Origin of the sequence: Marinobacter salinus, assembly GCF_001854125.1 — a bacterium.
Taxonomy (GTDB): Bacteria; Pseudomonadota; Gammaproteobacteria; order Pseudomonadales; family Oleiphilaceae; genus Marinobacter; species Marinobacter salinus.
In genome coordinates this window covers 2,086,710-2,107,256 of sequence record NZ_CP017715.1, presented here as the reverse complement: position 1 = coordinate 2,107,256, position 20,547 = coordinate 2,086,710, and the positions used below count along the sequence as shown (strand labels likewise).

The window sequence follows — 20,547 nt, the reverse complement described above, 5'->3', positions numbered from 1 at the left end:
TGACCCGGTGCCGATGCTCATTCAATCCTTGCCGGTTTTCTTACTCGCCTGTCAGGCAAGCTAAATGCTCAATACTGGTCCCACAACATCCCCCCAGTATCTGCACTCCGTATGTGTTGTTCAGCGTTAACATCAGTTGTCCCCATTCATTCACATCATCAGTCTGCAACTCATCAGCCTTGTCCAGATCGCAGTGATCGAATGACGAAGCATTGGCCTGGTAGCCAATCAGTCGAGTAAAAATGTCGCCAGGCTGTTCTTCGGGGCATAGAAACGACGGATGAGCACAATTCACCATATAACCAAGGGGGGGCTGACTCGTATTTGAGTCGATTAAATTAATCGCAGCCTCAAGACTGGAACCATCCAGCACGCGCCCGTCTCTGGAAATCACAAAACTGATAATGTAGGGAACACCGGTTATCTCCATTGCCTTTGCGATACCCAGCGCTTCCTGAACATTCGGGAGCGTTTCAGCAATCAGGAAATCCACGCCTCCTCTGACCAGCTCCTGAATTTGCCATGTGTGGAACTGTTGGGCATCCGGCGCCGACAATCCTTCATCAGGATGGTAGCAGTCGTTCTGGCATCCGATCATTCCGCCAATCCTTACCTGCGTGTTGCGATCACCGCCGGAATCACGGAGTTCTCGTATAAAAGAAACCGCATCCACATTGACGGTATTGCTGACATCGGATTCCTTCACCCTGGTTTGGTTCGCTCGCCAAGTGGGTGTGCAGACAAGCATTGGTAAATTTCTGTCATGTGCCAGGTTCATGTATTCCAGGTAGATGGCGCTCATGATGTCTCTGGCGACAGGGTCATAAATCAAGGGCGCATTTACGAGAGTGCCATGAAGACGAACCTCTTCAGAACGCCGCAGCTGCTCTACAATTGCAGCTTCCATCAAGATAAACGGGTTGTTATCGAGCAGTTTTCTCATTTTGTTGGTTAACGCCTGCAATGGTTGGGGGGCAGTGCTGCCAGGCTCGGCTCTGTAGGGCATGAGCTTTGATGACAGGTTCAGCCTACTGCATCTTTGGAAAAAGCTGCAATACGACATGGTGTTGATGACTTTTGATACGGGCACCAGAAAAAGGCACGGCGTGCGGGCTCACAACTGTCAAATGTTGTCAGAGGTCTTCATTTTCGGGAGCAGACTGTTCAAACTGTATACAGGTCAGGCTATCCATCCATACTGAATTGAATCCTTCCCAGCCCCCCTGGAACAACAGCCCGTGTGCAAGGCAAAATGCAATGTCGATTTCAGCTAAAACCACTGCCTTGATTTTGCTGATGGGTATTCTGCTTTCATTTTCCGCCTTTTTTATCCAGCGCAGCGTGATCTATCCGGCTTTCCACGACATCGAAGTTGATTACGCCAAAGATAATATTGACCGGGTCATCGGGCGGCTGGAGGCTCAGCGGGAAATCATTGATGCCACGGTATATGACTGGACTGCATGGGATGATACTTATTCATTCATCCGGACGGGAAATCCAGATTACATCGCCTCAAACCTGTACCCGGACACTTTTCTCAACTTTGGATTCGACGTTGCTCTTTTTCTCAACCTTGCCGGGGAACCGGTCTGGGGCGGCGTTTTCGACTTCTCTTCGGAGGACGGGTACGTCAATCTGACAGAGACCCACCTCGACGGCATTGTGTCGGCGATAGGGGGTTACAGGGAACGGATTGACTTTGGGGATAGCATCGAAAACCAGAGTGCGAGCGGTGTTGTCCTGGTTGATGAGATTCCGGTTTTGTTTGCGATGCGGCCAATCGTACGAAGTGATGGTACCGGCCCCCACGCAGGCTATGTGGTGTTTGGGCAGTTTCTGCGTGACGGCCTTATAGACAGGTTTTCGGAACAGCTTGTCCAGGACTTCAGCATCGAGCCGGTGTCGGAGTCTGGTGGCTCGGAAGACCCAGGCGACTACACATTAGATGTTATCGACCAGGCGTCTCTCTCCGCGTCAAAGATCTACAGCATAAATGGAACGCCAAGCCTGAGGGCAACCGCGATTATGCCTCGAAACATCACCGAACTGGGCAGGGAAATTACCCAATTCGGCATCGTCCTGCTGGTCTTGCTATGCGGGTTTTTCGCCGCTGCACTGTTGCTATTGTTCCGGCGAATTGTGGTAAAACCGATCATGAGCCTGAGGGCGGATATATCCAATATATCCAATGGCATGGATTACTCCTTCAGGTCCAGTATCAGAAATAACGATGAAATCGGAGCCCTGTCGCGAGAGTTCAATTCGATGTTAGCGACGATCGAAGCAAACAACATGGAACTGCTTTGGCTAAATACCGAATTGACCTTGAAGCATCAGAAGGTGCTTGAAGTCCAGGGTGACCTCCAGGAGGCCAATGCGGAGCTGAAACGGTTGTCAGAGCACGATCCTCTCACCGGCCTCTCGAACCGGCTGGCCCTTGAGAAAAAGCTTAAGCAGGCCTGGGAGATACTATGCAGGACCGGGGATCCTCTCTCGGTCATTCTGGTTGATATTGACTTCTTCAAGCTCTACAACGACCGCTACGGGCATCAAAAGGGAGACCGATGCCTGAAGCAGGTTGCTGATATCCTGGCGAGTGCCATGCAGCGCAAATCGGACATGGCTGCACGATACGGTGGTGAGGAATTCCTTTTAGTTCTTCCAGGAACAGATGCCAAAGACGCTATCGGTGTCGCCGCTTCTATACGGGAGCAGATCATTGCGGCCAATATTGAGCATGATCGCAGCCCTGTCGCGCCATTCCTGACTATCAGCATCGGCATCTCGTCGATTGTGCCCAATGGCGAGATTGAGATGGATAGCCTTGTCTGGACGGCAGACAAGGCTCTATACGCAGTCAAGGGGAGCGGCAGAAACAATTTCAGATACGAGCCAGTCTGTGTAGCTGTCGAAAGCAGTAGTCAGCTATTGGGGTAATTCCGCCGAAATCTGGAAGCAGTTAACGAAAGGGGTCGAGTATTCGACTCGACCCCTGACGGATTCAAATCAGTAATCGCTTATCAGCGTACTTTTGAAAGAAACTTCTGGGTTAGCGGGTTTTGCGGGTCGGTAATAACCTGTTTGGCCTCACCAATCTCAGCAATAATTCCTTCGTGAAAGTAAGCCACGCGATCGGACACATCACGCGCGAAGCTCATTTCATGGGTTACGCAGATCATGGTCATTCCCTCTTCCGCCAACAGGCGCAAGGTATCCAGAACCTCTCCCACCAGTTCGGGGTCAAGGGCGGATGTAACCTCATCAAAAAGCATGTAGTCGGGTTTCATGGCAAGGGCGCGGGCAATCGCCAGGCGTTGCTGTTGCCCCCCGGACATTTTAGTCGGGTAGACATCAAATTTATCACCCAGGCCAACATGCTCGAGTTCCTTCTTGGCGATTTCAATCGCTTCTTCCTTGCTCATTTTTTTGACGATTCGGGGAGCAAGCGCCGCATTTTCCAGCACGGTCATATGAGGAAAAGAGTTCCACTGCTGAAAGACCATGCCCAGTTTCTGGCGTAGCTTATCCTTATTGGTCTCTTTGCTATGAACATCAATATCATCAACGATGATTTTGCCTTTCTGGATATTCTCGATGGCATTGATGCAATACAACAGGGTTGATTTGCCGCTGCCGGAGCCACCGATAATGCTCACGACTTCGCCCTTGTCGACATCCAGACTGACGCCTTTAAGAACTTCAAGATCACCAAAGGATTTATGGACATTCTGGATACTAATCATATTGCCATTTTCCTCTCAACATACCGACCATATGACGATAAGGGGTATGAAATAATAAAGTAAAAGATACCAACACCGATCAGAATCTCCAGTGGTTGCTGGGTACGGGAGATGAGCTGGTCGGACGTGCGCAGCAGTTCCATGTAACCAATAACAGAGACCAGAGCCGAGTCTTTGATGACACTCAGGGAAACGCCCAACCAGGAAGGGAAGACTGCTCGCAAACCAATGGGTAAACGAATGTAGAAAATGGTTTGCCAGTATGTCATGCCCAGTGAGCGGGCTGATGTCCGCATGGACTGATGCACGCTTTCGAAGCCACTACGGAAAACTTCGCTCATGAAGGCCATGGTATAAAGCGAAAGAATGATGGAGCCAGCGACAAACGGATCTAGTGGGTACCCAATCGCGCCAACAAAGGTTGAGAACAGAATGAGCTGAATAATCAGCGGTACACTTCTGAGTATATCCAGCACACCACCAAACAGTGTGTTGACGAGCTTGCTACTTTCAGCACGCGTAAAACCCACGACCAGGCCCAACAGTGTTCCCAACACTATCGCCACGACCGATATGGTCACCGTATTCATGACACCGGTCAGGATAAAACCCGTATCGTTCCAGGACAGAGGCGTGAATAAGGAGTTCATCAGACTTCCCCCTTGAATAGTCTGCGGGAAAGAAGTGATGAACTTATCAGCACCAGCTTGGTGATGACGAAGTACATAACCGCTGCCACAATAAAGAATTCAAGCGTCCGGAATGACAACGACTGCAGTCTCTGGGTTGTTCCGGACAGCTCGCTCATTCCAACCAGGATGCCCAGCGAACTCATCAGGATGGACCAGACAAACTGGTTGGTCATCGGGTGGTAGATGCGTCTGAGCATTTGCGGCAGGATGATGTAGCGATACACCTGAATGCTGGTCATGCCGAGAGATTTGGAAGCACTGTACTGAGTGCTGGGGATGGACTGAAAGCCGCCCCGAAAGGTCTCGGTCAGGTAACCTGCGTTGATGAATACCAGGGCGCTTAAAACCGCAACATAGGGGCTTAAATGAATGCCAAAAGCCCCAAGTCCGAAATAAGCCATGTAGATTTGAAAAAGTGCCGGAGTGTTTCGGGCAATCTCTACCCATACCGTGGCGACATAACAGAAGGGCTTACTGTTATTCATCTTGGCAATCGCTAACAGTATTGCAATCACAATACCCAGAAGCATTGCGAGCACCGATACGTGCAGGGTTACAAAGGCCCCGTTCAGTAACTCAGGCATTGTCTGGAACACGACGTTCCAGTGAAATTCATATTCCATACCTTGGCCACTTTCTGTGGTTGGAGGGAGGTCTGATCAGTGCCATACCGAGGCACTGATCAGAATTCGAAGCCGTAACGCAAAGGTGTTTTCGGCTGGCCTGTAGACAAGTAATATTGGCAGCCGCCTGCCTGGCGGCCGCCGATATTATTATTACTTGTTATCTCTCAAGGATTGGATCAGATCGGCAGGTGCGTCTGAACCGAAGTGCTTGTTGTAAGCCTCATTCATGTTGCCGTCGCGAATCTGACGAACCAGGAACAGATTCAGGTAGTTGATCCAGGCGGTTTCGCTTCTTTTTGCGATCAGACCTACGACGTCATCATAGTTGGGTACGAACGGGCCTGCCTCAAAACCTGCGAACTCTTCGCTTTGCAGCTTGGTCGCGATATTGGTGTTGGTTGAGATAATCGCGTCCACTTTGCCCTGGTACAGACCGAGGTACGCATCGTTCTCAGACTTGAACGCTGTGTAGTTATCGGTTCCCCAGCCTTTCTTCTCAGCGTAGGCGAGGTATTCAGTTTCGTAGGTTGTACCCAGTGCAGCGCCCACTTTCAGGTTCTTGAGGTCGTCAAATGATTGGATATTCTTGTCTTTTCCAGCAATAACCTGGAACTTGAAGACGAAGTACGGGTAGGTAAAACCAACGGATTTTGCGCGTTCCAGAGTGTCGGAAGTAGAGCCGATAACGACATCGGTTTTCCCGGCAATCAGGGATGGGATTCGATCACCCCAGGTGAGGTTGAGTACATTTACGTCCACGCCGAGGACTTCGGCCAGATCGTTACAATAATCTACGTCGAAACCTGCAGGCTCATTGTCTTCATTGAAATAGCCCATGGGTGGAAAGTCGAGAACCACGCCACAGTTCAATGTGCCTCGTTGAATCACAGTATCAAGCTGGTCGGCTGAAGCATTCATGGAGCCAACGGCAACACAGGCGAGCACTACTGTCGCTAATTTCCTGATCATAGTTTGTCTCTCTGTTGTTCTTGTCTGGGTCATAATTCCCAAATCTTTTACATATCTGGGAGGATACACTTAAAGTGTACCCTAGATTTTTTAGTGAAAATTCTTAAAGTTCCCAATAATATAGTTAATATGACCTTTAATTTCAGGTTTAATAGGTAATTATCTTTTAAAATGTTTGAAAAATAGGCAATTTTTCCGAAAATAGCATTAAAGTACCGATTTAATTTATTGAAATAATGGCTTTTTTAGCTTAAATCAAAAAACAGGCGCTGAATTGGTCGGAAGTATTGGTTAACAAGGGGGGGAACCAGCTCAGCAGATAATTTTTGGCGTCAGTGATACCCCGCAGGCAGATAGTTACTGCCATCACAGTCCGGATTTGGTTTCTGCATCATTCGGCTGTAGGACTAAATGGTCTGTTTGAATACCCCAAACCCGGCAACCAGGGAGGGTTACCCGCCCATGATCCCGAATACCATGAAAGCCATGGTTCTCACCGGCCACGGTGATATCGACAAGCTAGAGTATCAGGAGTTGCCTACACCCGAGCCCGGGCCCGGTCAGGTGCTTGTTCAGGTAACCGCAACGGCAAAGAACAACACCGACCGCAAGGCGCGGGAAGGGCTGTATCCCACCAAAAAGGGTGAGATGAAATCCTTCCAGATGGGCGGCAAGCCTACGTTGGTTTTTCCTCGGATTCAGGGTGCGGATATTGCCGGCCGCGTTGTTGCCGTGGGAGAAGGTGTTGATGAAGGCCGAATTGGTGAAAGAGGCCTGCTGGATTTCAACATCTACGCCAATGATCGCCGGGACATCAATCTCACCCCGGATTATTACGGTCATGGTGCTGATGGCGGATACGCCGAGTATGTGGCGTTGCCTTCCGACCAGTTCCACCACATCCCCAATCCGGAACTGTCCGACGCCGAAGTGGCATCCATGGGAATGTGTTCCTATCAGACTGGCTACCACATGGTCACCTCGGCCAACATTCAGGCCGGCGAGCGGGTGCTGGTCACGGGTGCCAGTGGTGGTGTCGGGACCGCGCTGATTCAGTTGTGCCGCATTGTGGGCGCCATTCCCTATGCCTTGAGCAAGCCAGACAAGGCCAATGCTTTACTTAGGCTCGGTGCCGAAGCGGTTCTCGATAGATCCGATATGGACAGCTTTGTTAACCGGGTCAAAGCGGAAACCGGTGGCAAACCGATTGATGCCGTGATGGACCTGGTGGGTGGCGAGATGACCGATGTGTTTATCGACACCATGATCTTCGACATGAACGCTCGGGATACCTACCCACGCCTGAGCATTGCCGGCGCCAGCGGCGGCAACATCAGTGAAATCCTGTGGACCCGGATCTACCTATACCAGGTGCAGATTTTCGGGGTATCCCACGGTACCCGGGAAGAAGCGGAACAACTGATGGCCTGGATTCGGGAGGGGCAATTGAAGCCGGTTCTACACGGAGCCTTCAAACTCTCTGACCTGCATCGGGCAGAACAATACTTTGTGAACCGGGGCAGCAATTATCTCGGCAAGATCGTGATTATTCCCGACTCACAATGGGAAAAACACGGCCAACCCTGGTCACTGGAGAGCGCCTGATGAAACCGGAACTGACGATTCAGTTAATGGATACCCATGCCGGCGGCGACGTCAGTCGGATTGTCACCGGTGGCATCGATCCTTTACCCGGTGACACCGTGCGGGCCCAGATGGAATACCTGCGGGACGATGCTGACGGCTTGCGCCGGTTATTGCTGGAAGAGCCCCACGGGATTCCCGAGATGTCCGTTGACCTGCTGGTAACTCCAACCGATCCCCGGGCAGTGGCCGGCTATATCATCATGGAGGTGATGGGCTACCCGATCTACTCGGGGTCCAATACCATTTGCACCGCCACGGCGGTTATGGAGTCGGGCATTGTGCCGAAGAAGGAGGGCAGGCAGCAGTTCATGCTGGAGTCTCCTGCCGGCCTTGTGCAGATTGACGCGACGGTCCGTGACGGGGTGGTGGAGGCGATTACCTGCGAAGGCCTGCCCAGTTACATCCACACCTACAAGTCGACCATAAACGTACCGTCTATTGGCGAGGTGGCGTACAGCATTGCATACAGCGGTGGCTTTTATGCATTGGTTGATGCGCAAGCGCTGGGTTTTGACCTGACACTGGATGAAGAGCGCAGGCTGGCCGAAACCGCCCATGCCATTGTGGAGGCGATCCGGGCTGAGCGGGGCTTCTCCCACTACACCCTGGGTGATGTGGGGCCCCTGCCGTTCCTGCACTTCATGGGGCCGGTAGAGCACGTGGCTGAAGGTTATTACCGGTCCCGTTCGGCCACGTATGTGCACCCCGGTGTTATCTGCCGAAGCACCACAGGTACCGGAACGTCGGCGCGGCTGGCGCTGATGAACTATGAAGGCAGCATCAAGCCGGGCGATCGGCTGGAAACGGTTTCCTTGCGAGAGACCGGCTTTATCGGGCAGTTCAGTGCAGTTGAACAGGAAGGCGATTATCAGGTCGTGAAGAACCACATTACTGGCAAGGCCTATGTCATTGCCCGTTCCGACATCGTGGTCAACTGTGATGACCCGATGGTGGAGTGCGGCAGCCTTCACCACATTCTCTCCAGTCGGCATGTGGGCCCAACCGAACCGGAATCCTGAGGTAAGGATTCCGGTTCGCCCTCCAGTACAGCATTCAGGCTGTGCCCCTTTCTGTCCCTGATAAGACTGCTCGATTTTCTGCTCTTTTGATCTAAAGTTTACCTTTACGTAAAGTGAACCCTGTGATAAACCTTGATCTCGTGGATTCAACGACAACAACAACAGGAGCTGAAAATGAGCCTTCCGGAATACACTGCCGTCTACAACAACTTCGATCCTGCCGCTCTGGAGGCCGAGGTCCTGGATGGCCGACTTGATAGCGGCCTGAACGTATGCCACGAGATCTGCGACAAATGGGCAACTGACCCCCGGAAAGTGGCGTTGTATTACGAAAAAGACGGTGGAGGTGAGGGCACTCTGACCTTTGCCGAGCTGAAGGAAGCTTCTGCCCGTTTTGCCAACTACCTGAAATCACAGGGCATTGGTAAGGGTGACCGGGTCGCTGCGCTCCTGCCGCGCACGCCGGAGCTATTGATTGTCATTGCCGGTACCTTGCGTGCCGGTGCGGTGTACCAGCCCCTATTTACTGCCTTTGGTTCTGGTGCCATTGAATATCGTTTCGAGCGGGCCAGTACCAAGCTGGTTGTGACCAATCCGGAAAACTACCCCAAGCTGAACGACGTAAAAGTGTGCCCGCCAGTACTCGCTGTAGACGCAAGTGCCATTGATGCCGAGATTCCGGACTTTGAGCAAACCCTGGCGGGGCAATCCAGTGAGTTTGAGCCGGTTATGGTCACGGGTGATGACCCGTTCCTGCAGATGTTTACATCCGGCACCGTTGGCAAGTCCAAAGGCGTTGCTGTGCCGGCCAAGGCGCTGCTCGCGTTTTATGTCTACATGAAGTACGCCATTGATCTCCGGGATGATGATAAATACTGGAACGTGGCCGATCCCGGCTGGGCTTATGGCCTCTATTACGCCGTGGTTGGTCCGCTGTTGATGGGGCACGCGACACACTTCAATCCGGGTGGTTTTACCCCGGAATCCACCTACGACATGATCCGCAAGTACAAAATTACCAACCTTGCGGCAGCGCCAACAGCCTACCGCCTGCTCAAGGCCAATGATCATGTACTTCCGGAAGGCGAGAACCTCGGTCTCCGGGTCGCCAGCAGTGCCGGCGAACCGCTCAACCCGGAAGTGGTGAACTGGATCCGCAATCGTCATTTTTGCCCGGTAAAAGACCACTACGGCCAGACCGAGACCGGGATGACCTGCTGCAACTTCCACGGCCTTGAGCATCCGGTGCGTGAAGGTTCCATGGGCTACGCTTCCCCGGGCCACAAAGTCGTCGCCCTGAACGAGAAGAACGAGGAAGTGGGTGAGGGTGAGGTCGGCCAGTTGGCTGTCGATGTCAAAGCCTCGCCGCTTTTCCATTTTGACGGCTACACCTGGGGTGAAAAGGATCCGTTCGTGAACGGTTATTATCTCACCGGTGACATGGTGATCAACCATGGCGGCGGCTGTTTCGCCTTCAGCGGCCGGGATGACGACATCATCACCACGGCCGGTTACCGGGTGGGGCCGGCGGACGTAGAAAGCACGCTGCTCGAGCACGCCGCGGTGGCGGAATCAGGTGTTGTCGGCAAGCCGGATGAAAGCGCGGCTCCATCATCAAGGCGTACGTCGTGATCAAGGGCGATTATGCCGGCGGAGACGAGCAGGCCCTGAAAGACGAACTTCAGGAACTGGTGCGTCGCCGGCTATCTACTCACGCCTTCCCCCGGGAAATCGAGTTTGTTGACGAGCTGCCCAAGACACCCAGCGGCAAGATCCAGCGGTTTGTCCTACGTAATCAGGCCAAGGAAGAAACCGGCGCATGATTATCACGTTTGAGGAGCTCCAGGCTTTCCTTGACGAGCAGTTTCCGCAGGGTGCCGCGTTTGGCACCCTGCAGAAGCTCGGGGACGGCTGGGCGGAAATGAAGCTGGAAGTGGACGAAGAGCACCTGAGGCCCGGCGGAACCGTGTCCGGGCCCGCTATGATGGGGTTGGCCGATGTCACGCTGTATGCCGCGCTGTTGAGCCAGATTGGGTTGGTTCCGCTGGCGGTGACCACCAACCTCAATATCAATTTTCTGCGAAAGCCGGTTGCCCACAAACCGATCTGGGCCCGGGCGACGATGTTGAAGGTTGGCCGCACCATGGGTGTGGGCGAGGTGTTCGTATACTCCGAAGGTGCGGACGAGCCGGTTGCACACTCCACCATGACTTACTCCATTCCACCCAGGCGATAGCATCATGCAGATTCGAGACATGATGGTGCCGTTGGGAGACGGCCTTTCAGTTGAAGTTCGCCGCATACGCCACAAAAAAACGCAGGGTCCGACACTGGTCTTTCTGCATGAATCGCTTGGCAATATTGCCCTGTGGCGAAAGTTTCCGGAACGGCTGGCCAAGGCCACCGGGTTCGATGCGCTGCTCTACAACCGGCTGGGTTACGGGCGGTCGTCCGACGAGCCGCTGCCTCGCCCCTATGACTATCAGGAGCGGGAGGGCTCGGTATTGTTGCCGCGCCTACTCGAAGAGCTTGGGCTGGAAGACGTAGTGCTGATCGGTCACAGCGACGGTGGTTCCATTGCCCTTATTGCGGCGGGTGCACTCGGGCCCCGGGCGCACGCTCTGGTTACGATGGCCGCGCATGTGTATGCCGATTACCTGACCGTTGAGGGCATTCAGGAGATGATGGCGCGTTATCGGGAAACCGACCTGAGGGAAAAGCTTCATCGTTACCATGGTGATCGTACCGATGACGTGTTCAAGGCCTGGCATACGGTTTGGCTGGATGAGGGGTTCCAGAAGTCCATGAATTTCAGGGACTGGCTGGCAGCTATTGAATGTCCGGCTATGATCATTCAAGGGGAGGAGGATGAGTACGGCGTGCCGGAGCAGGTCACCGACATCGTCGCAGGCATCGGTGCTGCCGCGATTCCGCTGTTTTTGCCCGACACCGGCCACTCGCCCCATCTTGAGCAACCAGACCTGCTGCTGGAGCAGGTGTGCGACTTTTTGCTAAGAGAGACAGCCTGAAAAACCGAAATTTTCTGTTGACGTTTACGTATACGTCAATCTAATCTGTTAACTAGTTCGAATGTACAACAATAACAAAGGTAAATTGGCTCATGAGTGAACCGTACGTTCTGGAGACCCGCAGCCTTGTCAAAGAGTTCAAAGGCTTTGTTGCAGTCGACGACGTGAATCTGAAGATTCAGAAAGGCCATATTCATGCCCTGATTGGTCCTAATGGCGCAGGGAAGACAACCGTTTTTAACCTGCTGACCAAATTCCTCACTCCCACCCGCGGCCAGATCCTGTTCAACGGCGAAGACATCACTTCCATGAAATCTGCTGCCATTGCCCGAAAAGGGGTGGTTCGATCCTTTCAGATTTCTGCCGTATTCCCGCACATGACCGCTTTGGAGAATATCCGGGTGGCACTGCAAAGCTTTGAAGGCAACTCGTTCAGTTTCTGGAAATCCGGAAGCTCGCTGAACAAGCTGAACCAGCGTTGCATGGAGTTGCTGGATTCCGTGGGTCTTGCTGAATATGCCAACACCACAACGGTTGAGCTGGCTTATGGCCGCAAGCGGGCCCTGGAGCTGGCGACGACGCTCGCCATGGAGCCGGAACTCCTGCTGTTGGATGAGCCCACCCAGGGTATGGGCGCCGAGGATGTCGATCGTGTTGTGGAACTGGTGCGCAAGGCGGCGCAAGGCAGGACAGTATTGATGGTTGAGCACAACCTGAGTGTGGTGAGCAAACTGTGTGACCGCATAACCGTGCTGGCCCAGGGCGCCGTGCTCACGGAAGGTGACTATGAAACCGTATCCGCCGACCCTCGTGTCCGTGAGGTCTACATGGGAACCGCTTCCAGCGGGGAACGCGGAGCACCCTCCGAGGAAAACGAGGAGGAGGTTGCCCGATGAGCTCGCGTCCCGACAAAGAATACGAACAGCTGCGCGTTTCCGGCCTGCATGCCTTTTATGGCGAGTCCCATATCCTTCACGGCATCGACCTGGTGGTACACCGGGGCGAGCTGGTTACTCTGCTGGGCCGTAACGGTGCCGGCCGCAGCACGACGCTGAAATCGATCATGAACATGGTGGGGCGGCGTACCGGCTCAATCATGATCAATGGTGAAGAGACCATGGCCTGTGCGCCGCACCATATTGCCAGGTTGGGTGTCGGGTATTGCCCCGAGCATCGGGGCATTTTTTCCGCACTCAGCGTCCAGGAAAACCTCACGCTGCCACCCGTCGTGCGCAGTGGTGGTATGAGCCTGGAAGAAATCTACACCATGTTCCCCAACCTTTACGAGCGCAGATTCAGCCAGGGCACCAAGCTGTCAGGCGGTGAACAGCAAATGCTGGCCCTGGCCCGGATCCTTCGCACCGGCGCAAACATGCTGCTGCTGGATGAGATTACCGAGGGGCTGGCCCCGGTCATCGTCGAGATGCTGGGGAAAGTGCTGGTCAAGCTTAAAGAGAAGGGGCTGACCATCGTCCTTGTAGAACAGAATTTCCACTTCGCAGCGCCCCTGGCTGACCGACACTATGTCGTCGAACACGGGCAGATTGTGGAAGAAGTCCGTGCCGATGAGCTGAGTGCCAAACAATCGGTGCTGGACAGCTATTTGGGTGTTTGATCCCGGATAGGTAAGAGCGAAAAGCAAAACAAGAGCAACAATAAACCCGAACTAACGCAACACAGTAGCGGAGATACAACAATGACAATGATGAAAAAGCTTCTGACCTCAGCCGTTGCCTCAGCCATGATGGCCAGTGGTGCCCAGGCCGCAATGTCGAACGATACCGTCAAGATCGGTTATCTGGCGGACATGTCCGGCACCTACCGGGATCTCGCTGGGCCGAATGGCCTTAAAGCCGTGGAAATGGCCATTGCCGACTTCGGCGGCAAGGTAAATGGTACAAAGATCGAAGTTGTCAGCGCCGATGATCGCAACAGTGCAGATGTTGCTTCCAGTACCGTTCGTCGCTGGGTCGAAAACGACAACGTGGACCTGGTTGCGGGCCTTGTGGCTTCTTCAGTTTCCATCGCCGTCAGTGACATCCTCGAAGAGAATGACAAGCTGGGCATCATTTCCGGCTCCGCTGCTTCCAGCATCACCAATGAGCACTGCACGCCGAACCACATTCACTACGTGTACGACACCTACCCGCTGGCCAACGGTACTGCAAGCGCTGTTGTCAAAGAGGGTGGCAAGACCTGGTACATCCTCACGGCGGATTACGCTTTTGGTCACGCCCTGGAAGGGGACGTTACCCGAGTGGTCGAGGCCAACGGTGGTGAAGTGATCGGTACGCTGCGGCACCCGTTCCCGACACCTGATTTCTCGTCCTTCATTCTTCAGGCCCAGGCCTCTGGTGCCGACGTGGTTGCCCTGGCAAACGCCGGTGCGGACACCACCAACGCTATCAACACAGCCAGTGAGTTCGGTGTGACCCAGTCCGGCCAGACCCTTGCCGCCTTGTTGCTGTTCCTGACCGATGTTAAAGCACTGGGTGTTGAAGCTGCTCAGGGTATCCAGCTGACAACTGGCTGGTACTGGGATATGAACGATGAGACCCGTGCCTGGTCTGACCGCTTCTTCGAGGAAACCGGTGCGCGGCCGACCATGGTTCATGCCGGTATCTACTCCAGCACCATGCAGTACCTGAAGGCGGTTGATGCGACTGATTCAGACGATGCCCAGACTGTGCGCAAGCAAATGATGGACACGCCGATCAACGACATGTTCGCCAAGAACGGTAAAATCCGCGTTGATGGTCGTATGGTGCATGACATGTTCCTGGCGGAAGTGAAGACTCCGGACGAGTCCACGGGTGAGTGGGATCTGTACAAGATTCTTCGCACCATCCCGGCCGACGAAGCCTATCGTCCGCTCTCCGAGAGCAAGTGCCCGTTGGTAACCAGCAAGTAAGAGCGTAACCCCCGGTGTATCCCCGCCAGCCTGGCGGGGATACACCGGGAACCCGCAACGATGAGTCCAGATATCACGTTTGCGCTGCTTTTGGAGTGAGCAACATGTCCATGATTTTTGGTGTCCCCCTGGCTGTGCTGTCTGGTCAGCTTTTGATCGGGGTCATTAACGGCGCCTTCTATGCGCTGTTGAGTCTCGGGTTGGCCGTTATTTTCGGTCTGCTCAAGATTATTAACTTTGCCCACGGGGCAATGTACATGCTCGGTGCCATGGCCACCGTCATCCTTTTCGACACTCTGGGTGTCAACTATTGGGTCGCTCTTTTCCTCGCACCGCTGCTTGTTGGCGTTGTGGGTGTGCTGGTCGAGTATTTTCTGCTCCGGCGAATTGCCGGTCAGGACCACATTTACAGTCTGCTGCTGACTTTTGGCGCTGCCCTGCTGATTCAGGGTGTGCTGACAAACATCTACGGGGTATCCGGACTCCGTTATTCCATGCCGGATCTGTTCAAGGGAGGAATTAACCTCGGGTTCATGTTCCTTCCTTACTACCGTGCCTGGGTGATCGTGATTGCCCTGGTGGTGTGTTTCGGTACCTGGTTTATGATCGAAAAGACAAAGCTTGGTGCCTATCTGCGAGCCGGAACAGAGGACTCGCAACTGATGCAGGGTTTCGGGATTAACGTACCTCTGCTGATCAGCCTTACTTACGGGTTTGGCGTTATGCTCGCGGCTTTTGCCGGGGTTTTGGCGGCACCTATCTACTCTGTGACGCCTGTGATGGGCTCGCACATTCTGATAACGGTGTTTGCGGTGGTCGTCATCGGCGGTATGGGCTCCATTGGTGGGGCGATTATCACCGGTATCCTGATGGGCGTGATTGAAGGGCTTACTAAAACCTTCTACCCGCCCGCGTCATCTGCGGTGATCTTCCTGGTCATGGTGGTGGTTCTGATGTTCCGGCCTGCGGGTCTGTTTGGTAAGGAGGCATAATCATGAACCAGCCCTTTAATCAGACCGACGTCCATAAGGCCATCCTGGAACAACAGAACGCCGAAAACCGCAAGAAAATGATACTGAACGGAGTTCTGATTCTGCTCCTGGTGGCGGCGCCATTTGTCATGTATCCGGTCTTCCTGATGAAGATTCTGTGTTTTGCGCTTTTCGCCGTTGCATTCAACCTGCTGTTCGGTTTTACCGGGCTGCTGTCCTTTGGTCACGCCGCGTTCCTGGCGACCGGCGGGTACACCACCGGCTATCTGCTCAGCAATTACTCCGGCCTGACTACGGAAATCGGGATTCTTGCTGGCACGGCGCTGGCAACACTGTTGGGGCTCGCTTTTGCCCTGTTGTCGATTCGCCGTCAGGGAATTTACTTCGCCATGGTAACCCTGGCGCTGGCGCAACTGGTTTTCTTCTTCTTTGTGCAGTCGTCATTCACCGGCGGTGAAGATGGTATGCACGGCATTCCCAGGGGTGAGCTGTTCGGGATGATCAACCTGGAAGACAACCTCAACATGTACTATTTCGTATTGGCTGTCTTTATTGCCTGTTACCTGTTGGTGCAGCGCATCGTAAGCAGCCCTTACGGGCAGGTGCTCAAATCGATCAAGCAGAACGAGCCCCGCGCGGTATCGCTGGGTTACAACGTCAACCGCTACAAGATCCTGGCGTTCGTGATTTCCGCGGCCCTGGCGGGCCTTGCAGGGTCCATGAAATCTGTCGTGTTCCAGCTGGCCTCCCTGAATGATGCTCACTGGCACATGTCCGGCGAAGTCATCCTGATGACTCTGGTGGGCGGTATGGGTACTTTGCTTGGGCCAGTGGTTGGTGCCACCTTCGTGGTTAACATTGAGTACCAGCTTTCACAGGGTCCACTCCGGGACTGGGTTGATCCGATCCTGGGTGGCATCTTCGTACTCACGGTGCTGGCGTTCCGCAGCGGTATTGTCGGCGAAGTCCAGAGGTTCATGAAGAAGAACCTGGGATAAGACTACAGCGCGAGAAAACGAGGAAACCTGACAGGCCGCTCATAGAGCGGCCTTTTTTTGTGAACTCTGCTGTGTTGGATCAAGGCAGTCTCATCACAATGTCGGCTACGATTGACCGGTAATGGTTAAAAACAGTCGTTTATTGATATTGCCTGAGGTAAGTGGAGGCTGATGGTGAAAAAAACCTTAATCGCTCTGGTTCTCATCGCGGTCATTTCAGCAGCGGTGTACGGCTGGTATCGCAATCAGAACTCCGACAATGGGCCGCTTACCCTGTATGGCAATGTGGATATTCGTGAGCTCTCCCTCGCCTTCCGGCAGGGCGGGCGCATAACCTCGCTTGCCGCGGATGAGGGGGATCAGGTGGAGGCTGGCCAGCTGGTGGCGGAACTGGACCCAGAGCCTTTCCGGAATGCCTTGAGAGCGTCGGAAGCCCGGGTAATGCAGGCGCGGGCCATGCTGGCCAAGCTTGAGTCCGGAAGTCGTCCGCAGGAGATTGAACAGGCCCGTGAAATCGAGCTTCAGGCTGAGGCGGTATTGGCAAATCGGCAGCGGGAGTTTACCCGTCTCAGAGAGCTGGCAAAGGCCGGTGCCACGAGCCAGCAATCGCTGGACAGCGCCCGCTATGCGCTTGATGAGGCCAGGGCCCGGGTGGCTGCTGCGAAGGCCACGCTGTCGCTGCTTGAAGAGGGGCCGCGCCAGCAGGATATAGAGGCAGCGAGGGCGCAGCTGGCCATGGCGGAAGCCGAGGCCGCCCAGACAAAAACCGCCCTGTCTGATACCCGTCTGGTGGTGCCCGACGACGGTACGGTTCTGAGCCGGGTAGTCGAGCCCGGCGCCATGGTGCAACCAGGCAGCCCTGTTTTTAGCCTGTCCCTCGGGGATCCCGTGTATGTTCGGGCCTACGTCAGTGAGCCCCGTCTTGGTGAGGTACCTCCGGGCACTTCCGTGACCATAACCACGGACAGTGCCGACCGGTCTTATTCCGGAAAAATCGGATTTGTGTCTCCTCGCGCGGAATTTACCCCCAAGTCGGTGCAGACCGAGGAGTTGCGAACGGAACTTGTGTACCGGCTTCGCATAGTTGTTCAGGATTCCGACGAACGGCTGCTTCAGGGTATGCCGGTGACCATTACCCTCGATGCGTCATGAACGCGGCCATAACGCTAAAGGATGTTCACAAGGCCTTTGGCAAAACCAAGGCCCTTGATGGGATTTCCGGTGACATTGCTCCGGGCAGGCTGACCGGATTGGTAGGGCCTGATGGCGCCGGCAAAACCACACTTATGAGATTGATGGCCGGGTTGCTCGAGTCCGACAGCGGGCAGCTTTGTGTTGCCGGGCTGGACCCGATTCGTGACGGCGATGCCCTGGCCGAATCGGTGGGCTATATGCCCCAGCGCTTTGGCCTCTACGAAGACCTCTCGGTGATCGAGAACCTTGATCTCTACGCTGATTTAAGGGGGCTTGCCCGGGCCGACTACCGCGACACCCTTGATAAGCTCCTTGAGTTTACCCGCCTTGGTCCGTTTACCGGGCGCCTGGCCGGGCGGCTCTCCGGTGGCATGAAACAAAAACTCGGACTGGCTTGTGCACTGATTACGTCTCCCAGGGTACTGCTTCTGGATGAGCCGGGTGTGGGGGTCGATCCCGTCAGCCGGCAGGATCTCTGGCGCATGGTGCAGGCCCTTACCGGTGAGGGGATGGCGGTGCTATGGGCAACGGCTTATCTGGAAGAAGCGGAACAGTGTGAGGATGTGCTATTGCTGAATCAGGGGCAGCTGCGCTTCCGTGGCCCGCCGGGGGAACTGACCGGTCGGCTGCGCGGGCGGTGTTATCGCCTGAAGGGCAGCGGAGACAAGCGACGCCTGCTTGCTGAGGTCCTTCAGCGCTCCGGGGTCCGGGATGGCACCATTGAAGGCGACAGCCTTAGGGTGGTGTTGGCCGAAAATGTACCGGAAACAATTTTTGCGGATCTGGGTGAGGCTGAGCCCGTTGCTCCACGTTTTGAGGATGCCTTTATTGACTTGCTGGGCGGCGGTCCCGGTGGCCACTCGCCCCTGGCCGATCAGATGCCCGGCGTGGCGGAGCAGGGCGCCATGGTGGAGTGCCAGGCACTGACCCGGCGATTCGGGGACTTTGTGGCCGCCGACAATGTCAGTTTTACCGTGCGGAAGGGTGAAATTTTCGGCCTGCTTGGGCCCAACGGTGCGGGCAAGTCCACTACCTTCAAAATGCTGTGCGGTTTGCTTAAACCCAGTAGCGGGGAGGCGCGGGTGGCGGGGCTGGACCTGCGCAAGTCGGCCAGTGATGCCAAGCTGAAACTGGGCTATATGGCCCAGAAGTTTTCGCTGTACGGTTTGTTGTCGGTCCGCCAGAACCTGGCGTTCAGCGCTGGCGTTTATGGCCTTTCCGGCCGGCAGAGAAAGCAGCGTATCGCCGAAATGATCGCAACCTTTCAGCTGGAACCTTTGCTCGACAGTGCTCCGAACCAGCTATCGCTGGGCTTCAAGCAGCGCCTCGCGCTGGCTTGCGCGCTCATGCACAGGCCACCGATTCTGTTCCTTGATGAGCCCACCTCCGGTGTCGATCCCATCACCCGGCGGGAGTTCTGGACCCACATCAACGGCCTTGTCAGCAAAGGCGTTACCGTGCTGGTCACCACGCACTTCATGGATGAGGCGGAGTATTGTGACCGTGTGGCCCTGATGTATCGCGGTCGCGTTATTGCCCTGGACAGCCCCGATAATCTCAAGGCACAGGCAGGCGGTGAGGGCAGCATGGAACAGGCGTTCATTCATCTGATTGAGGCGCAGGACGATGAATAGCCGCCGGCTCTTTGCGCTCATGAAAAAGGAAAGTCTGCAGATTCTCCGGGACCCGGCGGCCATTCTCATCGCGTTTGTCTTGCCCGTGATTCTCCTGTTCCTGTTTGCCTATGCGGTCTCGCTGGATATCAGGCAGGTTCACCTGGGTGTCGTGGTTCAGTCCGACAGCGCCCAGGCCCGCTCTCTGGCCGCGAGTTTCAGCGGCACACCTTATTTCAGTGTGCTGCCTGCCCGGCATCGGGCCGAGGTGACGCCACGCCTGGTCAGTGGCGAACTCAAAGGGTATGTGCTGATTCCCGGCGACTTCGACCGACGCCTTGAGCAGGGTGAGCCGATACTGCAGGTGATCACTGATGGAACCCAGCCTAACACCGCTAATTTCGTCGCCGGTTACACCCGGGGGGTCGTTAGTAACTGGTTGGCAGGCAGAGGCATCCAGGCTGTCGTGAATCTGGAATCCCGCTTCTGGTTCAATCCGGAAGTGGAAACCCGTCGTTTCCTTATTCCCGGCGCCATAGCGATCATCATGACCATGATCGGCACCCTGCTAACCGCCCTGGTGGTAGCCAGGGAATGGGAGCGAGGCACCATGGAAGCCTTGCTGTCTACGCCAGCCCGCATCCCGGAGATCCTGCTGGGAAAACTGGTGCCGTATTTTTGCCTGGGCCTGATTGCGACCCTCGGCAGTACGGTTCTGGCAATTAATGTGTTCGACGTGCCGCTGAGGGGGAGCTGGGGGACGCTGATGCTGCTATCCAGCTGCTTCCTTGTGCCTGCCCTCGGCCAGGGATTAGTGATCTCCGCCCTGGCCAAGAATCAGTTCATTGCTGCTCAGGCTGCGCTTTTTTCCGGATTTCTGCCGGCCTTCCTGCTCTCCGGGTTCCTGTTTGAGATCGATGCCATGCCCGCGCCTATCCGGTTGCTCACCCATATCATTCCGGCGCGATACTTCATTGATTCCCTGCGCACGGTATTTCTGGTTGGGGATATCTGGCCATTGCTGATCCGGGACATGCTGGCAATGCTTGCCGTTGGCGCCGTGATGTTTGTTATCGCCCGGGCCAAAACCCGCAAGAGCCTGGAGTCCTGA

18 protein-coding genes and 1 pseudogene are annotated in these 20,547 nt (G+C 54.9%); 14 read left to right on the top strand and 5 right to left on the bottom strand.

Going from position 1 to position 20,547, the window contains the following annotated elements; translation table 11 throughout:
• Positions 1-40 precede the first annotated feature (40 nt).
• A complete protein-coding gene (locus tag BKP64_RS09600; RefSeq protein WP_070969065.1) occupies positions 41-943 on the bottom strand; it encodes a homocysteine S-methyltransferase family protein in 903 nt (300 codons plus the stop codon).
• A gap of 314 nt (positions 944-1,257) precedes the next feature.
• On the opposite strand from BKP64_RS09600, the gene BKP64_RS09590 reads away from it, so the two are divergent.
• Entirely contained in the window at positions 1,258-2,940 is a 1,683-nt protein-coding gene (locus tag BKP64_RS09590) for a sensor domain-containing diguanylate cyclase (protein WP_070969059.1), read from the top strand.
• An 83-nt stretch (positions 2,941-3,023) separates the two neighbouring features.
• Here BKP64_RS09590 and BKP64_RS09585 read toward each other — a convergent pair whose 3' ends face one another.
• The 4 genes from BKP64_RS09585 to BKP64_RS09570 all read right to left on the bottom strand — a co-directional run bounded on the left by BKP64_RS09585 (position 3,024) and on the right by BKP64_RS09570 (position 6,033).
• Complete coding sequence (locus BKP64_RS09585; RefSeq protein ID WP_070969057.1) at positions 3,024-3,746, bottom strand: amino acid ABC transporter ATP-binding protein; 723 nt, start codon at positions 3,744-3,746, stop codon at positions 3,024-3,026.
• On the bottom strand, positions 3,743-4,396 hold the full coding sequence (locus BKP64_RS09580) for an amino acid ABC transporter permease (RefSeq protein ID WP_070969054.1): 654 nt from the start codon (positions 4,394-4,396) through the stop codon (positions 3,743-3,745). Before BKP64_RS09580 ends, BKP64_RS09585 begins: the two co-directional genes overlap by 4 nt.
• On the bottom strand, positions 4,396-5,061 hold the full coding sequence (locus BKP64_RS09575) for an amino acid ABC transporter permease (protein WP_070969051.1): 666 nt from the start codon (positions 5,059-5,061) through the stop codon (positions 4,396-4,398). Before BKP64_RS09575 ends, BKP64_RS09580 begins: the two co-directional genes overlap by 1 nt.
• Before the next feature lie 153 nt (positions 5,062-5,214).
• Positions 5,215-6,033 carry a transporter substrate-binding domain-containing protein gene (locus BKP64_RS09570; protein ID WP_070969049.1) on the bottom strand — a complete coding sequence of 273 codons (819 nt, stop codon included), beginning with the start codon at positions 6,031-6,033 and terminating at the stop codon, positions 5,215-5,217.
• 462 nt (positions 6,034-6,495) lie between these two features.
• Here BKP64_RS09570 and BKP64_RS09565 point away from each other — a divergent pair, with 462 nt between their 5' ends.
• The 13 genes and pseudogenes from BKP64_RS09565 (at position 6,496) to BKP64_RS09505 (ending at position 20,547) form a co-directional block, all read left to right on the top strand.
• A complete protein-coding gene (locus BKP64_RS09565; RefSeq protein WP_070973631.1) occupies positions 6,496-7,638 on the top strand; it encodes a zinc-binding dehydrogenase in 1,143 nt (380 codons plus the stop codon).
• Positions 7,638-8,699 carry a proline racemase family protein gene (locus tag BKP64_RS09560; protein ID WP_070969046.1) on the top strand — a complete coding sequence of 354 codons (1,062 nt, stop codon included), beginning with the start codon at positions 7,638-7,640 and terminating at the stop codon, positions 8,697-8,699. Before BKP64_RS09565 ends, BKP64_RS09560 begins: the two co-directional genes overlap by 1 nt.
• Before the next feature lie 174 nt (positions 8,700-8,873).
• Positions 8,874-10,522, top strand: a pseudogene (locus BKP64_RS09555) (AMP-binding protein).
• Positions 10,519-10,935 carry a PaaI family thioesterase gene (locus tag BKP64_RS09550; RefSeq protein ID WP_070969043.1) on the top strand — a complete coding sequence of 139 codons (417 nt, stop codon included), beginning with the start codon at positions 10,519-10,521 and terminating at the stop codon, positions 10,933-10,935. Before BKP64_RS09555 ends, BKP64_RS09550 begins: the two are co-directional and overlap by 4 nt.
• 4 nt (positions 10,936-10,939) lie before the next feature.
• Positions 10,940-11,728, top strand: coding sequence for an alpha/beta fold hydrolase (locus tag BKP64_RS09545; protein ID WP_070969040.1), 789 nt, complete (start codon positions 10,940-10,942; stop codon positions 11,726-11,728).
• A gap of 92 nt (positions 11,729-11,820) precedes the next feature.
• The gene (locus BKP64_RS09540; protein WP_070969037.1) at positions 11,821-12,624 is read left to right on the top strand and encodes an ABC transporter ATP-binding protein; all 804 of its coding nucleotides are present in this window, start codon (positions 11,821-11,823) and stop codon (positions 12,622-12,624) included.
• Complete coding sequence (locus BKP64_RS09535) at positions 12,621-13,343, top strand: ABC transporter ATP-binding protein (protein ID WP_070969034.1); 723 nt, start codon at positions 12,621-12,623, stop codon at positions 13,341-13,343. Before BKP64_RS09540 ends, BKP64_RS09535 begins: the two co-directional genes overlap by 4 nt.
• 81 nt (positions 13,344-13,424) lie before the next feature.
• The gene (locus BKP64_RS09530) at positions 13,425-14,639 is read left to right on the top strand and encodes an ABC transporter substrate-binding protein (RefSeq protein WP_070969031.1); all 1,215 of its coding nucleotides are present in this window, start codon (positions 13,425-13,427) and stop codon (positions 14,637-14,639) included.
• Positions 14,640-14,743: 104 nt separating this feature from the next.
• Positions 14,744-15,631, top strand: coding sequence for a branched-chain amino acid ABC transporter permease (locus tag BKP64_RS09525; protein WP_070969028.1), 888 nt, complete (start codon positions 14,744-14,746; stop codon positions 15,629-15,631).
• A gap of 2 nt (positions 15,632-15,633) precedes the next feature.
• Positions 15,634-16,629, top strand: a complete 996-nt coding sequence (locus BKP64_RS09520) for a branched-chain amino acid ABC transporter permease (RefSeq protein WP_070969026.1) — start codon at positions 15,634-15,636, stop codon at positions 16,627-16,629.
• Positions 16,630-16,800: 171 nt separating this feature from the next.
• Positions 16,801-17,781 (top strand): secretion protein HlyD, encoded by a 981-nt coding sequence (gene hlyD / locus BKP64_RS09515; RefSeq protein WP_070969023.1) that lies wholly within the window; start codon positions 16,801-16,803, stop codon positions 17,779-17,781.
• A complete protein-coding gene (locus BKP64_RS09510) occupies positions 17,778-19,457 on the top strand; it encodes an ATP-binding cassette domain-containing protein (RefSeq protein WP_070969018.1) in 1,680 nt (559 codons plus the stop codon). Before hlyD ends, BKP64_RS09510 begins: the two co-directional genes overlap by 4 nt.
• Entirely contained in the window at positions 19,450-20,547 is a 1,098-nt protein-coding gene (locus BKP64_RS09505) for an ABC transporter permease (RefSeq protein WP_083329195.1), read from the top strand. Before BKP64_RS09510 ends, BKP64_RS09505 begins: the two co-directional genes overlap by 8 nt.

What these genes read in the sequence shown, in the direction of transcription:
- BKP64_RS09600 (WP_070969065.1), bottom strand. Translation starts at nt 943, where the DNA reads ATGAGAAAACTGCTCGATAACAACCCGTTTATCTTGATGGAAGCTGCA.
- BKP64_RS09590 (WP_070969059.1), top strand. Translation starts at nt 1,258, where the DNA reads ATGTCGATTTCAGCTAAAACCACTGCCTTGATTTTGCTGATGGGTATT.
- BKP64_RS09585 (WP_070969057.1), bottom strand. Translation starts at nt 3,746, where the DNA reads ATGATTAGTATCCAGAATGTCCATAAATCCTTTGGTGATCTTGAAGTT.
- BKP64_RS09580 (WP_070969054.1), bottom strand. Translation starts at nt 4,396, where the DNA reads ATGAACTCCTTATTCACGCCTCTGTCCTGGAACGATACGGGTTTTATC.
- BKP64_RS09575 (WP_070969051.1), bottom strand. Translation starts at nt 5,061, where the DNA reads ATGGAATATGAATTTCACTGGAACGTCGTGTTCCAGACAATGCCTGAG.
- BKP64_RS09570 (WP_070969049.1), bottom strand. Translation starts at nt 6,033, where the DNA reads ATGATCAGGAAATTAGCGACAGTAGTGCTCGCCTGTGTTGCCGTTGGC.
- BKP64_RS09565 (WP_070973631.1), top strand. Translation starts at nt 6,496, where the DNA reads ATGATCCCGAATACCATGAAAGCCATGGTTCTCACCGGCCACGGTGAT.
- BKP64_RS09560 (WP_070969046.1), top strand. Translation starts at nt 7,638, where the DNA reads ATGAAACCGGAACTGACGATTCAGTTAATGGATACCCATGCCGGCGGC.
- BKP64_RS09550 (WP_070969043.1), top strand. Translation starts at nt 10,519, where the DNA reads ATGATTATCACGTTTGAGGAGCTCCAGGCTTTCCTTGACGAGCAGTTT.
- BKP64_RS09545 (WP_070969040.1), top strand. Translation starts at nt 10,940, where the DNA reads ATGCAGATTCGAGACATGATGGTGCCGTTGGGAGACGGCCTTTCAGTT.
- BKP64_RS09540 (WP_070969037.1), top strand. Translation starts at nt 11,821, where the DNA reads ATGAGTGAACCGTACGTTCTGGAGACCCGCAGCCTTGTCAAAGAGTTC.
- BKP64_RS09535 (WP_070969034.1), top strand. Translation starts at nt 12,621, where the DNA reads ATGAGCTCGCGTCCCGACAAAGAATACGAACAGCTGCGCGTTTCCGGC.
- BKP64_RS09530 (WP_070969031.1), top strand. Translation starts at nt 13,425, where the DNA reads ATGACAATGATGAAAAAGCTTCTGACCTCAGCCGTTGCCTCAGCCATG.
- BKP64_RS09525 (WP_070969028.1), top strand. Translation starts at nt 14,744, where the DNA reads ATGTCCATGATTTTTGGTGTCCCCCTGGCTGTGCTGTCTGGTCAGCTT.
- BKP64_RS09520 (WP_070969026.1), top strand. Translation starts at nt 15,634, where the DNA reads ATGAACCAGCCCTTTAATCAGACCGACGTCCATAAGGCCATCCTGGAA.
- hlyD (WP_070969023.1), top strand. Translation starts at nt 16,801, where the DNA reads ATGGTGAAAAAAACCTTAATCGCTCTGGTTCTCATCGCGGTCATTTCA.
- BKP64_RS09510 (WP_070969018.1), top strand. Translation starts at nt 17,778, where the DNA reads ATGAACGCGGCCATAACGCTAAAGGATGTTCACAAGGCCTTTGGCAAA.
- BKP64_RS09505 (WP_083329195.1), top strand. Translation starts at nt 19,450, where the DNA reads ATGAATAGCCGCCGGCTCTTTGCGCTCATGAAAAAGGAAAGTCTGCAG.